This window comes from Martinezella rhizogenes, from assembly GCF_000799715.1.
Classification (GTDB): domain Bacteria; phylum Pseudomonadota; class Alphaproteobacteria; order Rhizobiales; family Rhizobiaceae; genus Rhizobium; species Rhizobium rhizogenes_C.
Genome location: NZ_JUHG01000001.1, coordinates 140,743 through 154,478 on the forward strand (window position 1 = coordinate 140,743; position 13,736 = coordinate 154,478).

Sequence of the window (13,736 nt, forward strand, 5' to 3'; positions counted from 1 at the left end):
CATGACGATCCTCTTTGCCTTCGGCATGCCAGGCGTGATGTCGTCGTGGGGCGTTGCGGCGCTTCATGCAGCGGCGCGCGAGGCATTTGGTGATTATGCGGTCATTTCGACCGATAAGGTGGAGGATCTCAGGCAGTATGTGCAAAATCGGACGAAGGCGCATGCCGTCCTCGTTTCACAGTTTCCCGAGGCGAAGCTGTCGGAGCTGATCCTGCGGGTAAACTTGCCCTTCATGCTGTTCCTCGAAGATCCGGTTGATGCTGTTTCCTATCTCGCGCGTTCCACCGGGCAACAGGATGTCGGACTGATCAGGGCCGTCTCGGCAAGCCTTGCCTGCCTCGAGCCCATCGCACACGCTTCCAACGCGCTAATCATGCGCCGCAACGACGCCGGCGGGCGGAGCGGTATCGATATGCTGCTGAAGAGAATAGACGAACATTTCAATATCGATCTCGTGCCCGATCAGATCGCCAATGCCTTGCTGCACCTTGGCATGACGGCGCCGGGTAAAAAATTGCTGGTAACACCACCGAAGTTGGAGGAAGCAGCGGCGACGGTTATTGCCGGGTATGCGCCACCGCAGAAGGACGGATCCGAACTCAGCGAATCTCTGCAACAGGTGATCGAGAAGGTTCTCCTTCCGCTGGAGATCGGGCGTGGCGATAATTCCGGGCAGTCTATTTCCTGGCCGCGAGAGACGTTCTTTTCGGGTGACAAGCCCGGGGAAAGCCTTGAGGATTCGGTCGATCTCACCGGCGGCGCTCGGTGCATCATCTATGGCCCTTACTTTCATCTTCCCGCGGGCCGTTGGAACGCCAAGCTGGCCTTCGATATCGATGAGGACTGCTATGGTCAGATCTTCACCATAGAGGTCCATTCCGGAGAAACGCTCGGCAAGCTCCGGATTTGCCCGGAGGGGACAGGCTCTTTTGAGGCGACCATGCGCGTTGACATCGTCGAACCGCAAATCGGCATCGAAGTCCGGTTCATGATGGACAGCGGTGCCATCGAGGGCCGTCTTTCCGGTTGGAGCATCGAATGGTTGCGCGCGGCATAGCCTATTTGCACCCGGCGCCCGCCCTGCTTCATTGCTCAACATTTCCCTCGGCTGGATTTTTGTAAACCAATGTTTCTTGCAGGAAATTTTGCGCGTCTTGCCTGTGAAAAGTCTTCTTTTGGATGGGAGTTGGTATAAAACTTAGCAAAAATGGAACCGTGCCCATGTCACTGACTGCCGCGCCTGATGTCCTTATCGTTGACGACGACCACGAAATTCGCGCGCTCCTCAGTCGCTATCTGGAGGAGCAGGGTTTCCGTGTCTCGACGGCAAGCGATTTGCGCGGCTGCAACGACGCTCTCAATCGGCGCCCCCCGGATTTGCTCGTTCTCGATGTCATGCTGCCTGACGGATCGGGCCTTGATCTCTGCCGTGATCTCAGAAACCGCCGGCCCCGCGTGCCTGTCATTCTCCTGACCGCTTTGAAGGAGGATATCGACCGGATCCTGGGGCTTGAGATCGGCGCCGACGACTATCTTGGCAAGCCGTTCAATCCGCGAGAGCTGGCGGCGCGCATTCGGGCCGTTCTTCGCCGGGTAAACGAAGATTTGTCTCCGGAGCCGGAACAGCGGCGTTATCATTTCGCTGAGATGACCCTGGACCCGCAGCTCCGCCGCGTCACCAAGGACAACGGTGAGATCATTGGGTTGACGGGTGCCGAATTCGATCTGCTCAAGGCTTTTCTCGAAAGATCCGGCCGGCTGCTGTCCCGCGACCAGTTGCTGGACCTGACGCAGGGGCGGGATCGCGATCCGGCGGATCGTTCGATTGACGTATTGATGAGCCGGTTGCGCCGTAAGCTGGGCGAAACTGTTGACGATCCGGTCTTCAGGACGATCCGCAATAGCGGATATCAGCTCGTTGTTCCGGTGACGGCGGTCAAGGGCGATCCATGAAATCGCTGGGCGCTCGTCTGGCGCTTCTCCTGCTGACGGCCATTGTTCTGGTCGTCATCACGTCGTCTTTCGTGGCGAGCCTTGTGATGCGCGGCCCTCGACCGGACATGACGATGGAGCCGGTGGCGCGCCAATTGTCGATCCTTGCGACATTTGCGGAGCAAGATCGTGCGGCCGCGGTGTCTTCTGGCCTGGTGATTGCCGCTCTTCCGGCGGATGGGCCTCGCGATGAGCCGCTTTCCAGATTTCTGATGGACGCGCTGGATCGCGTTTCGGCAGCGCGATATGCAACCATAACCCGACCGCCGGCGGGGGAGGCGATTGCTTCTCTCAAGCTTTCCGATGGCAATTGGATGGTGATGCCGATGCCGGAATTCGGTCCGCCACCCGGAGGCTGGATGATTCTGGTAGGATGGCTCGGCCTCATCATCACGGGGAGCGTGCTGGTATCCATCTTCGCCGCCTCGAAGATCATGAAACCGCTGCGCATGCTGGAGCGCGCCGTGGCCGAGATCGGCCCGGACGGAACGCTTCCGCATGTGCCGGAAACCGGACCGGGCGAAATTCGCGTTACCGCGCAGGCCTTGAACGGATTATCCGCTCGAGTGAAGGCTGCGACGGAAAGCCGGATGCGGCTGGTGGCCGCCGCCGGGCATGATCTTCGAACCCCCATGACACGCATGCGGCTACGCGCCGAATTCATCAAGGACGATGAAGACCGGCGCAAATGGCTCGCCGATCTGGAGGAACTCGATACGATTGCCGATAGCGCCATAGGGCTGGTTCGCGAGGAGATATCCAGCGATGGCCTTCAATGCGTGAGGCTCGATGCGATCGTGGCGGATATCGTGGAGGAACTTGCCGCAATCGGCATGAACATCGAGAGCGGAGAGTTGCAGCCGGCGTCGATCTCCGCCGGCCTCCTGGCGGTCACCAGAGCTTTGCGCAATCTCCTCATCAATGCCGCAACGCATGGTGAATCGGCAATCGTCACTGTCGCCCATTTTGGCGACAAAGCCGTCGTCAGAATTGTCGATACCGGCCCGGGCATTCCCGAGGAGCGCTTGAATCAGGTGTTCGAACCTTTCTTCCGCATCGATATTGCCCGCCAAAGATCCTTTCCGGGGGCAGGTCTCGGAATGGCCATCGCCAAGGAGATCATCTCTAGGTTCGATGGCGAGATCGTCGTGCGCAATCGGCATCCTCGCGGCTTGGAACAATTGATTACCTTCAAGAGTCCCGGCCAGAGAATCAGCGGCAGACCTGCATCCTGACGGGTTGTTCGTCGCTGCCACCATCCGCGAGGGTGCAAAGTTGCCGCTATGTGGGATCTCGATCGCAATTTAGCGCTATGACGAATAGTGTGCTTGTCAGAAGTCTGGAAAACTGGCTGATTGCGACGCACAATAACGTCGCAAATCTTATTAAATAAGGGCTGCTGGAGAAATGTCGGGACAATAAAATCCCCGAAAATGCCTCTTTTCAGCAATGTTCGGAAATGTTCAGGCCGCCGTCTCATGTAGAATTGTTTCTGGTCGGAAGCTTTGCTCGAGCAAGCTTTTGACCGCCCCCGCATACCGGCTTCGCCATGACGCCCCCCAACACGGATGGCGAAGCCGGATTACCTCTCAATCCCGTATTCCTGGTTCCGGATGGATCAGTCTCTTGACAGGGCTGCGACCGGATCGAGCCTGGAAGCATTGCGGGCAGGCAGATAGCCGAAGGTGAGGCCGATCATGCATGAGCATGTGAAGGCAAGGGCAATCGAACTTACCGAATAGACCAGGGTGAAGTTGGAACTAAGCCGGTTGAAGGCAAAGCCGAAGCCGAGTGCTAAGGCGATACCAAGCCCGCCACCCAGCAGGCAGACCAGGACGGCTTCGATCAGGAACTGCTGCAAGATATCCTGTCGCCGCGCGCCAACCGCCATGCGAACCCCGATCTCCGCGATACGCTCGGACACCGAGACCAGCATGATATTCATGACGCCGATGCCGCCGACCAGCAGCGAAATGACGGCAATCGCGGAGACGAGCAAGGTCATTGTCCGGATCGTGCTGGTGATCGCCTGGCGGATATCGTCGGTGTTGAGAATGAAGAAGTCCCTGGCCTTGTGACGGCGCTCCAAAAATTGCGTTACCGCCGCTTCGGCGGTCGTGCTTTCGGTATCGTCGCTGACGCGCACGGTGATGCTGCGCAGCGACATGTCGCCCAGGAACCTTGCCTGCACGCTGGTATAGGGAAGATAGATCGAGAGATTATCGCTGGAGCCGAAACCTCCCTGCTGCGAGGCAATGACGCCGATAACCCGCACCGGTACCTTACCGAGGAAGATCGTCTGCCCCAACGGATCGACATCTTTGTCTTCAAAAAGCGTCGTGGCCGTGTTCTGGTCGATGACCACGTCTTGCGCCATTCGATGGACGCTGTCGCCGTCGAACAGGCGGCCGGCGACGAGCTTTGAACCCTTGACCGAGAAATAGGCGTCGCCGACACCGTTGATCAGTGCGTTGGCCTCCGTCGAACCGAACCGCGCGGTACTGCTGGTCGAGACCGTCGGTGTCACGGCGGCGACATAGGTAAGCTCGGCCAAGGCATCCGCGTCGCTGACCATCAGGGTCTTGATGCGTCCGGAGCGCATGTCCCCGAAGCTCTTTCCGGGAAAGATCTCCAGCGTATTGGTGCCGAGATTGTTAATGTTCGACAATACCTTGCGCTGGGATCCTTCACCGAGCGCGATGACGCAGACCACCGAGGCGATACCGATGATGATGCCGAGCATGGTGAGGAAGGTGCGTAGCCGATGGGCTTTCAGCGCCAGGACCGCCATGAGGAAGGCCTCGGTCAGGCGGCCGCCCAGCTCGCGCCATCCGGCCTTGCCTGCAGCCGTTTTGGGCGAGGAGCGGTGAGCGCAAGGATTTCCGTCGGATGAGCGCCTGTCGGCGATGATATCCCCGTCGGAAATCTCGATAATGCGGTCGGCGCGGGCCGCGACTTGCATATCGTGGGTGACGATGATGACCGTATGGCCTTCGGCATGCAGCTCGGCGAGGATGCGCAGCACCTCTTCGCCGCTCTCTCGATCGAGCGCGCCGGTCGGCTCGTCTGCCAGAATGACTTGGCCATTGTTCATCAGGGCGCGCGCAATGGAAACACGCTGCTGCTGGCCGCCGGAAAGCTGACCCGGCCGGTGTCCCGATCTTTCGGCCATGCCGAGGCGATGAAGAAGAGTGGCGGCGCGCTCGGCGCGCGCCTCGCCGGGTTGCCCCGCATAGATCGCCGGCACTTCGACATTGCCGAGCGCCGTCAATTCCGAAAGCAGATGATAGCGCTGGAAGATGAAGCCGAAATGCTCACGCCGAAGCTGCGAAAGCGCATCGCTGTCGAGGAGATGCGTTTCAGACCCGGCGATGGCATAGGTGCCGTTGGTCGGGCGGTCGAGCAGACCGATGATATTCATCAGCGTCGACTTGCCGGAGCCGGAGGGGCCGACAATGGCCACCATTTCGCCTTCGGCAATCGACAGATCGATGTCCTTCAGTACCGCGATGGTGCGATCACCGGACTGATATTCGCGGCGGACGTTTTTCAATTCTATGAGAGGAGATGACACGGCTCAGAACCCCATCGGCGGTGGGCCGCCACCCATGCTGCTTTTCGTCACCGTTGCGCTTGCCTCGCCGATCACGACGCGGTCACCTTCCGAAAGGCCGGACAGAACCTCGGCGGTGACATTGTTGTTGAGCCCGATGACGACTGTTCGCGCCGCCTGCTTGCCGTCGGCGCCAACCACCTGCACGCCATAGGAGCCATCGGTGGCTTTCGCGCCGAGCGCGGAGGAAGGAATGGTCAGCGCATTTTTGGCGGCACCAAGCACAATATGGACTTCGGCCGACATATAGGTGCGGAAATGGTTGTCCTGGTTCGGCACGGCGAAGACGCCGTTGTAATAGATCGCGGAGGACGAGGAAGATGACGTCGAGCTGCTGCTGGAGGAGGAAGTGGTGGTGCTCGAAGATGTGACGCTGCTATCGCTGGTGATCGATTCAGGTGCCGGCTCGATCGATTGCAGTACGGCATCGTAGCGGGTGGCGGGGTCGCCGAGGATGGTAAAATAGACCGGCTGGCCCATCTTGACCTTGACGACGTCGGCTTCCGAGATTTCTGTGCGGACGACCATCGTATCGAGCTCGCCGAGAATGACGATCGTCGGCGCTGATTGAGCCGCGTTGACGGTCTGGCCCTGCTGGTTGACGATGGCAAGCACGGTGCCATCCATCGGTGCGGTGATGTGGGTGTAGGATAAATTGGCCCGCGCCGTCTCCACCGCAACCTCCGCTGCTATGATCTGCGCATCGAGAGCCGCGATCTGGGCGGTGATCTTCTTGACGCTGGCTGTCGCCGTATCGAGGTCGGCCTTGGAGCCGGCCTGGCTGCGAAAGATGGTCTGCTGCCGCGTCAGCGTCAGTTGCGCATTCTCGAGATCGGCTTCGCTTTCCTGGCGCTGCGCCTTGACATTGGCAAGCGAAGCCTGGGCGGTCTTCAGATCGTTGCTCTGTGTCGTGGAGTCGATCTCGGCAATCAACGTGTCCTTCTGGACCTTGTCGCCAAGCTTGACATTCAGCGCCGTGATCCGCCCGGAAACCTGCGCCCCGACGGCGACGAGCTTGTTCGGCTTGAATGTACCCGACGCGAGTACCGCTTCCTCGACATCGCCGCGGGTAACCGGTGCCGTGATGGCGGAGGAGGTCTGCTCTGGGAAGATTGCGTTATGAAACAGGAATGCGCCGGTGCAGACAAGCAGAGTCGTAGCGGCCAGAACCAGCAGGCCTGGACGTCGAAACCGCTTGTGTCGCGAGGGGCTCAATGGCAGCGCGCGCAACACGGTTTCGCGCGCCTGCTCCAGTTCAGTTCGTGTCGATATCCGGTTCGGGGAATTCAGCATGTCATCATCTGTTTGCGGTCAAGTTGGGAGTTGTCGATCCGGCTGATCCATTCTCCGGGGAGGCGCTGGTTGTCTCCGGTGAGAGATAACCTTGCATGAATTGGTCCGAGGACGCCGGGCGGGGCGTCCTCGGACCTGTCGGCCCTTTGCGGTGGGCCGCTCCTTCCACCCGATGAGGATCGGATAACCGCGTCCGGTGTGGGGCGATCCTCAGTGGGTGGAGGCGGAGGTGGAATGATTTGGTCGAGATTTGCTTCGCCCTAGTGGAAACCGTGGGGGCCTGGACCTGGAGCCGGACCGCGATCGAGCGATCGTTCAGCATCTTCGAGCTTGGCGAACTGGTCCGGGGTCAGAACGTTGTGAAGCGCCGTCGCCTTGTCCTTCAGGACACGCGCCTTGGCGGCGCGGTCCAGCGCGCGATCGGCGGCCTCTTCGCCGAACAGTTCACCGGGCTTCCCGGCGTCATTGTCGGCATTTGCCGGCTTTGCTCCGTCGGCAGGCGGTGGCCCCATCGGCTCATGTTTCGGCGGAGCGAAGAAATCAGTTAGAGCGCCGGTATAGTCCCTCCAGGCATCCAGCTGGGCGGAATGGATGCCGATCAATGTCTCCAGTGCGGACAGCTTGGCTGCAAGCTCGAGCGCGGGGTCGGGCCGATGAAAATCACTGGGCATTCCATGAGGTGGCGGGAAGGGCATGCCTCTCCCGAATGCCATCACGTGCTCATCCATCTGAGGGCCACCGCAAGAGCCAGGGCACGGCGGTCCTTGCGGCGCCATGGCTTCGGGCATGGGGTGGTTGATCTCGACGCCGGCGAGGGGCTGGTCGATGGGCGTGATTGCGGGCTCGGCGGCAAGAACTGGGGTGCTCATGCCGCCGATGGCGGTCATCAATACAGTCGCGACGATACGCAGTTGCCTCATGATCAGTGCCTTTAGTCTGGTTCAATTCACTGAAGCTAATCTAGTGAGGCTAGGTGGCTGCAATGCGTCTCCGTGTTTCTGAATGTTTCCGCGGACGGTGACTATTGCGAACGAAGTTTGCAGGAAGCCCTCCTGCCACAATTGATTACAAATTTTTCCGTAGCTCGTTCGCGCTACCCAAGCCTCCACCACAGTGATCGTCGGGAATCGTCAAATGATTCCCGACGAGAAAATGTTGCCGGAGGCGACATCGGTAACGAAACAGGCTTGAACATCACTATCGATGCGGATGAAGATCGGCTGGAGAGCCGTTGGAAATAAACAGGGATAACGATCACGAAACCGGGGTATTGAAATGACATTCGATGGGGAAAAGCTGAGCGCGCTCCGCAAGAAGTATGGCGAGAACCACGGCGGCGAGCTGTTCGATGCCAAGTTCCGCAAGGTCGCCGACAAGATCTTCTCGAAAAGCGGAACGCGGCTTGCGCCCTATGCGGGCGTGCCGACCTTCCTTTCGGCGCCCTACATGCCGGTCGATGCCGAAAATCCGGAGTTTGGGAACCTGCAGGTCGCGATCCTGGGCGTGCCGATGGACCTTGGCGTCACCAACCGGCCCGGCTCCCGCTTTGGGCCGCGCGCTCTGCGCACGATCGAGCGTATCGGCCCCTATAATCATGTCCTTGGCTGTGCACCCGTTTTTGATCTCAGGGTTGCCGACATCGGCGATGTTCCATTTCAGAGCCGCTATCGCCTCGAACTCAGCCATGACGATATCGAGAAACGTATCAATCAGATCATCGACGCGGGCGTGATCCCACTTTCGGTCGGCGGCGACCATTCCATCACTCATCCGATCATGAAGGCCGTCGGCAAGAGAACGCCGGTCGGCATGATCCATATCGATGCCCATTGCGATACCGGCGGATCGTTCGACCAGACGAAATTTCATCATGGTGGCCCCTTCAGAAATGCTGTTCTCGACGGCGTGCTCGACCCGACGCGAACGATCCAGATCGGGATCCGAGGCTCGGCGGAGTATCTTTGGGAGTTTTCCTATGAGTCCGGGATGACAGTCATTCATGCGGAGGAGGTGACAGGCCTTGGCATCCCAGCAATCATCGAAAAGGCGAAGAAGATTGTCGGCGATGGTCCGACCTATCTCTCCTTCGACATCGACAGCCTTGATCCGAGCTTTGCACCCGGCACGGGAACGCCTGAGATCGGCGGGCTCACGACCCGCGAAGTGCTCGAACTCATTCGCGGCCTGAAGGGTATCAATCTTGTTGGTGGTGATGTTGTCGAGGTGGCGCCGCAATATGATGCGACCACCAACACCGCCCACGCCGGTGCGCAGGTGCTGTTCGAGATTCTGAGCCTGATGGTCTTCAGTCCTTCGATAAAATAGGGCCGGCGGCCGATAGTTTGATGTCGAGCGGAGTGACGACAGGGCTGCGGAGGAGATTCCGCTGCCTATTCTGCTCGTACCTTCCGATAAAGCGGTTGAGAAGGCGATCGATATCGGTGTAGCAATCGGTTTCAAAAGGATAATCGATATGCCCGCCGCAGAACCAAATTCTCTCATCGCACGTCTTTCCCCGCCGCCCATCCCATCCGTCGTTGCCTGGAGCCGTGAATATTCCGGCGACCGAGGGCCACTGATTGATCTGTCGCAGGCCGTGCCAGGATACCCCGCGCATCCAGAGATGCTCCGGCTTCTTGGGGAGGCGGCCTCGTTGCAGGCGATGACCGGATATGGGCCGATCGAGGGGGAAGAGGTGTTGCGGGACGTCTATGCGCGGCATGTGAGCGAGGTTTACCGCGCACCTGTCCAGACGGAAAATGTCCACATCACCTCTGGCTGCAATCAGGCGTTCATGTCCACGGCAATCGCGCTTGCCGGGGCAGGCGATACCGTGGCACTGACGAACCCCTTCTATTTCAATCACGAGACAACCCTGTCGATGCTCGGCATCAAGCGCGCACTGGTGAAATGTGATGCGGCGAACGGCTTCCTTCCGGATATCGCCTCTGCTGAACAGGCGCTTGCCGCCGGCGCACGGGTGCTGGCGGTCGTCACGCCCAACAATCCGACCGGCGCCGTCTATCCGCCGGCGCTGCTGCGTGAGCTTTTCCTGCTCTGCCGGAAATACGGTGCATGGCTGATTATCGATGAAACCTATCGCGACTTCCTTGCCGAGGGCTACGGACCGCCGCATGCGCTCTTGTCCGAGCCGGGCTGGGAAGACACGCTCGTCCTGCTCTACAGCTTCTCCAAATCCTTCTGCATTCCCGGCCACAGGCTGGGCGCGGTAACGGCGGGGCCAAAGCTTCTCGCTGAGATCACCAAGGTCATGGACAACATGCAGATCTGCGCGCCGCGTTCCGCGCAGCATGCCGTGGCCGCGGCGCTGCCCATCCTCGCCGACTGGCGGGCCAGCAACCGGCTGGAGATTGCCCGCCGCGCGGACGCGCTGAAGAGCACCATGTCGGAATTGCCCGGCTGGGATATCGCCGCGATCGGCGCTTATTTTGCCTTCATCCGCCATCCCTTTGCCGAACAATCGTCCGCATCGGTCGCCGAGAGGCTGGCGAAGCAGGTGGGGATTATCTCGATCCCCGGAAGCTATTTCGGCGAGGGGCAGGAAGGTTACCTGCGCCTAGCCTTCGCCAACGCCGATGTTGCCTCCATCGGTCTGCTGGGCGAACGCCTGCGGTGATGCAGGCTATACCTTCGCAAACCGATTGACAGGCATTGAGAGCCCGAGATTTTCCCGGAGGGTCGAGCCCTCGTATTCCTCGCGGAAAAGCCCACGACGGCGTAATTCCGGCAGGACGAGCGTGACGAAGTCGTCAAGGCTTGCCGGCAAGGTCGGGAACATCAGGATGAAACCGTCGGCGGCGCGCGTCTCGAACCATTCCTCCATGAAGTCGGCGATCTGCGTTGGTGTGCCGGTGATGCCGTTGCCTGTGTGTTTCTCGGCATAGTGGCGGATGAGTTCTCCGACGGTGCGGCCGCTCTTGACGAAGTCGACGAGCTCGTCGAAGAGCGCTCGCGAGCCCTTGGGTGCTGCGGGCAGCCGGTCCATTGGAAAGGGCTGATCCAGCGGCACGCCGCGTAGATCCGCCTCGAGGAACTCGGAGAGCATCAACCGGCCGACATCCGGATGCATCTTGTCGATCAGATAGTTGACCTTCGCTTGCGCCTCGGCCTCGGTCTCGCCGACATTGATGACGACGCCGGGCATGATCTTCAGATCGTCCGGATCGCGACCATAGGCTGGCATGCGTTTCTTGACATTGTCGTAGAAGGCCCGGTTGCGGTCGATGTTGGAGGCGAGGCTGAAGACGATCTCGGCGGTGCGGGCCGCCATGTCCATCCCTGGCTCCGATCCGCCAGCCTGCGCAATGATCGGCCGTCCTTGTGGCGAGCGGGCGATGTTGAGCGGGCCGCGCACCTGGAAATGCTTGCCCTTGTGGTTCAGCGTGTGATGCTTCGTCTTGTCGTAATAGATGCCGCTTTCCCGGTCGAGCAGCAGGGCACCCTCCTCGAAACTGTCCCAGAGGCCGAAGACGACGTCGACGAATTCATTGCCGCGTTCATAGCGTAGGGCATGCGGGTCCAGTCCCTCGCGGTTGAAATTGTAGCCCGTTTCGTCATGATCGGAGGTAACGACATTCCAACAGGCCCGGCCGCCGCTCAGGTGATCGATCGAGGCGAAGAGGCGGGCGACATTGTAGGGCTCGTAATAGCTCGTCGAAACGGTTGCGACGAGACCGAGATTCTGGGTGGTGACCGACAGGGCCGAGAGCAGCGACAGCGGCTCGAAGCGGTTCATCTTTGTCGGAATGCGCGCAAGGGCATCGGGATCACCAACGGCCGCGGCCGGCGAATCCGCCATGAACATGAAATCGAATTTTGCCGCCTCGGAGCGTCTTGCTACATCAAGAAGATGGCGGAAGTCATTGGCGCCGTTGACATCGCTCTCGGGATGAAGCCAGGACGCCGGATGGAAACCGAATGTGTAGACAAAGGTGCCGAGCTTCATCTTGTCGGTGCGTGCCATGAAATGCTTCCAATCTCGATCATTGATGCCTGCGCAAATTATCGCCACGCACGTTTTTTCATCAATATCGCTGGAGCTATCTTCCGTTTTAGTTTTTCTAAAACGTCACGACGGAGCGGAGATCCGTGCCTGCTGACGGGAAATGGCAACGACCCAGTCGCGAAACGCGCCGCCATGGGGTTTCTGAAGAGCGGATCTATCCCAGGCCAGGAAATAGCTTTCGCGAAGCGGGATGCGGATATCGACGGGAATGACGAGCGTTTGGGCCTCCAGCTCATCGGCGATCATCGACATCTGCGCGAGAACGACACCCCGTTTGTTGATGGCTGCGTCGATTGCGCTGCTCGACAGGGTGAAGGACAGTCCGGGTGCCGTTTCCTTGAGCGATATGCCCACTTTCGCGGCGAATTCCGTCCAACTGGGATAGGGCGTGAAATGCCGCTCCCATTCGACATGCAGCAACGGATACGAGATAAGCTCTGGAACTGAGGGTTCATGGCTCTGTATCAGCGACGGCGAGCAGGCGGGGACAACCCAGTCGCGGAACAGTTCGGCATAGTGTTCATGCTGCAGCACGTCCGACCCGTAGCTGATGCGGAAGTCGATCTCATCGAAGCCCATGCGGGGTTCCTTGTCGCGACCGATAATCCTCACATGGGCGTCGGGATGGAGAGCCTGCCAATCGAAAATCCGCCGGCCGATCCATTTGTTGACGACGGAAGACAGCGCGCTGAGCACCAGGGCGTTCTCGTTGCGTGCCCGCTCAAGCATCTGTTCGGCGATCGCGAACTGCTCGAAACCCCTAGATATCTCCTGGTGGTAGAGCCTGCCCCATACTGTCAGCTCGGCGGTGCGGCCGTTGCGCTCCAAAAGTGTGACGCCGAGAAAGCTCTCGATCTTGCGGACCTGCTGGCTGATCGCGCCGGGGGAGACCTTCAATTCCAGGGCCGCAGCCGTGACGCTGCCACAGCGGCCGACAGCTTCGAAGGCCTGAAGTCCCTTGAGCGGAATGGTCTTGAAGGGGCGCTTTTCGGTCACGTCGCGCTTCTCCGGGCCATGTGGTCAGATGCGTCCTTCTCAGCCGGCTGAAAGTCTCCGGCGAATTGAAAGCGGTCGCCGGGATGCGTGATCTCGACATAGGTGACCGTGTGGCCATTCTGCCATGTCTGGCGGATGAGCGTGAGGCAAGCTTCGCCGCGTTCGGTTTCAAGCAGGCGCGCTGTCGCAGCATCGGCCGAAACCGCGCGAATAATATGCCGGGCTTTCGACCACGGAACCTGCTCCAGCAGCCACTTGGCCGGCGGCACGGAGGCAAAGGTCTCGTCTCTGGCGAGCGGCACTGCGTCGAGCATGATGATCCGCCGCTCGATGGCGTTGGGTTTGCCATCGACCAGATGCAGGCATTGAAGCCGCAGAATTTCCGCACCCGCCGGCTCGCGCAGCAGCGCGGCGTCGGACGCATCCAGCTTTTCGACCCTGCGCATCAGCATCCGATAGTCATGTTGATATCCGGCAAGCTCTGCCTCTGTGCTGATGTCCTGGATGTCCATCACCGTGCGGTCGATCTGTTGCGTGGCGACGAAGGAACCAGCCTTGCGGCGGCGCACGATCATGCCGCGCTCCGCCAGAGCCGACAGCGCCTTGTTGACCGTCATCCGCGAGCATCGATATTCCGCGGCGAGTTCGTGCTCGATAGGGATGCGCTGGCCGGGCTGCCAGTCGCCGCTCATGATCCTCGTCTCGATATCCCGGAAGATTCTCTGATGAATTGAGACCAACACTTAACCTCGATCCAGCGACGCGTTCAAATCCGGAAGCCTGCATCCGCTGCTTCCAACTTGGCCGTCCGGCACA

At 59.9% G+C, this 13,736-nt stretch carries 11 protein-coding genes; 5 read left to right on the forward strand and 6 right to left on the reverse strand.

Features of this window, described 5'->3' with window-relative positions:
• Position 1 precedes the first annotated feature (1 nt).
• From EX00_RS00630 to EX00_RS00640, 3 genes are all read left to right on the forward strand, one after another.
• Positions 2–1,057, forward strand: a complete 1,056-nt coding sequence (locus EX00_RS00630; RefSeq protein ID WP_047453101.1) for a hypothetical protein — start codon at positions 2–4, stop codon at positions 1,055–1,057.
• Positions 1,058–1,221: 164 nt separating this feature from the next.
• Entirely contained in the window at positions 1,222–1,953 is a 732-nt protein-coding gene (locus tag EX00_RS00635) for a response regulator (protein WP_047453104.1), read from the forward strand.
• Positions 1,950–3,227: an ATP-binding protein gene (locus EX00_RS00640; RefSeq protein ID WP_047453105.1), complete on the forward strand. Its 1,278-nt coding sequence runs from the start codon at positions 1,950–1,952 to the stop codon at positions 3,225–3,227. Before EX00_RS00635 ends, EX00_RS00640 begins: the two co-directional genes overlap by 4 nt.
• Positions 3,228–3,610: 383 nt before the next feature.
• Here the strand turns inward: EX00_RS00640 and EX00_RS00645 are convergent, their stop codons facing one another.
• The 3 genes from EX00_RS00645 to EX00_RS00655 all read right to left on the reverse strand — a co-directional run bounded on the left by EX00_RS00645 (position 3,611) and on the right by EX00_RS00655 (position 7,818).
• Positions 3,611–5,566, reverse strand: coding sequence for a MacB family efflux pump subunit (locus EX00_RS00645; protein WP_047453108.1), 1,956 nt, complete (start codon positions 5,564–5,566; stop codon positions 3,611–3,613).
• A gap of 3 nt (positions 5,567–5,569) precedes the next feature.
• Positions 5,570–6,898, reverse strand: coding sequence for an efflux RND transporter periplasmic adaptor subunit (locus EX00_RS00650; RefSeq protein WP_047453110.1), 1,329 nt, complete (start codon positions 6,896–6,898; stop codon positions 5,570–5,572).
• 260 nt (positions 6,899–7,158) lie between these two features.
• Positions 7,159–7,818 carry a hypothetical protein gene (locus EX00_RS00655; protein ID WP_047453112.1) on the reverse strand — a complete coding sequence of 220 codons (660 nt, stop codon included), beginning with the start codon at positions 7,816–7,818 and terminating at the stop codon, positions 7,159–7,161.
• Positions 7,819–8,173: 355 nt separating this feature from the next.
• Between EX00_RS00655 and speB the strand changes: the two genes are divergently transcribed.
• Both speB and EX00_RS00665 read left to right on the forward strand, forming a co-directional pair.
• Positions 8,174–9,223, forward strand: coding sequence for an agmatinase (gene speB / locus EX00_RS00660; RefSeq protein ID WP_047453114.1), 1,050 nt, complete (start codon positions 8,174–8,176; stop codon positions 9,221–9,223).
• A gap of 148 nt (positions 9,224–9,371) precedes the next feature.
• On the forward strand, positions 9,372–10,535 hold the full coding sequence (locus EX00_RS00665) for an aminotransferase (RefSeq protein ID WP_047453116.1): 1,164 nt from the start codon (positions 9,372–9,374) through the stop codon (positions 10,533–10,535).
• Positions 10,536–10,541: 6 nt separating this feature from the next.
• Here EX00_RS00665 and EX00_RS00670 read toward each other — a convergent pair whose 3' ends face one another.
• The 3 genes from EX00_RS00670 to EX00_RS00680 all read right to left on the reverse strand — a co-directional run bounded on the left by EX00_RS00670 (position 10,542) and on the right by EX00_RS00680 (position 13,660).
• Positions 10,542–11,882, reverse strand: a complete 1,341-nt coding sequence (locus EX00_RS00670; RefSeq protein WP_047453118.1) for an LLM class flavin-dependent oxidoreductase — start codon at positions 11,880–11,882, stop codon at positions 10,542–10,544.
• Positions 11,883–11,987: 105 nt separating this feature from the next.
• Entirely contained in the window at positions 11,988–12,920 is a 933-nt protein-coding gene (locus tag EX00_RS00675) for a LysR family transcriptional regulator (RefSeq protein WP_047453120.1), read from the reverse strand.
• Entirely contained in the window at positions 12,917–13,660 is a 744-nt protein-coding gene (locus EX00_RS00680) for a UTRA domain-containing protein (protein ID WP_047453123.1), read from the reverse strand. The genes EX00_RS00675 and EX00_RS00680 overlap by 4 nt, the downstream gene beginning before the upstream one ends.
• Positions 13,661–13,736 lie beyond the last annotated feature (76 nt).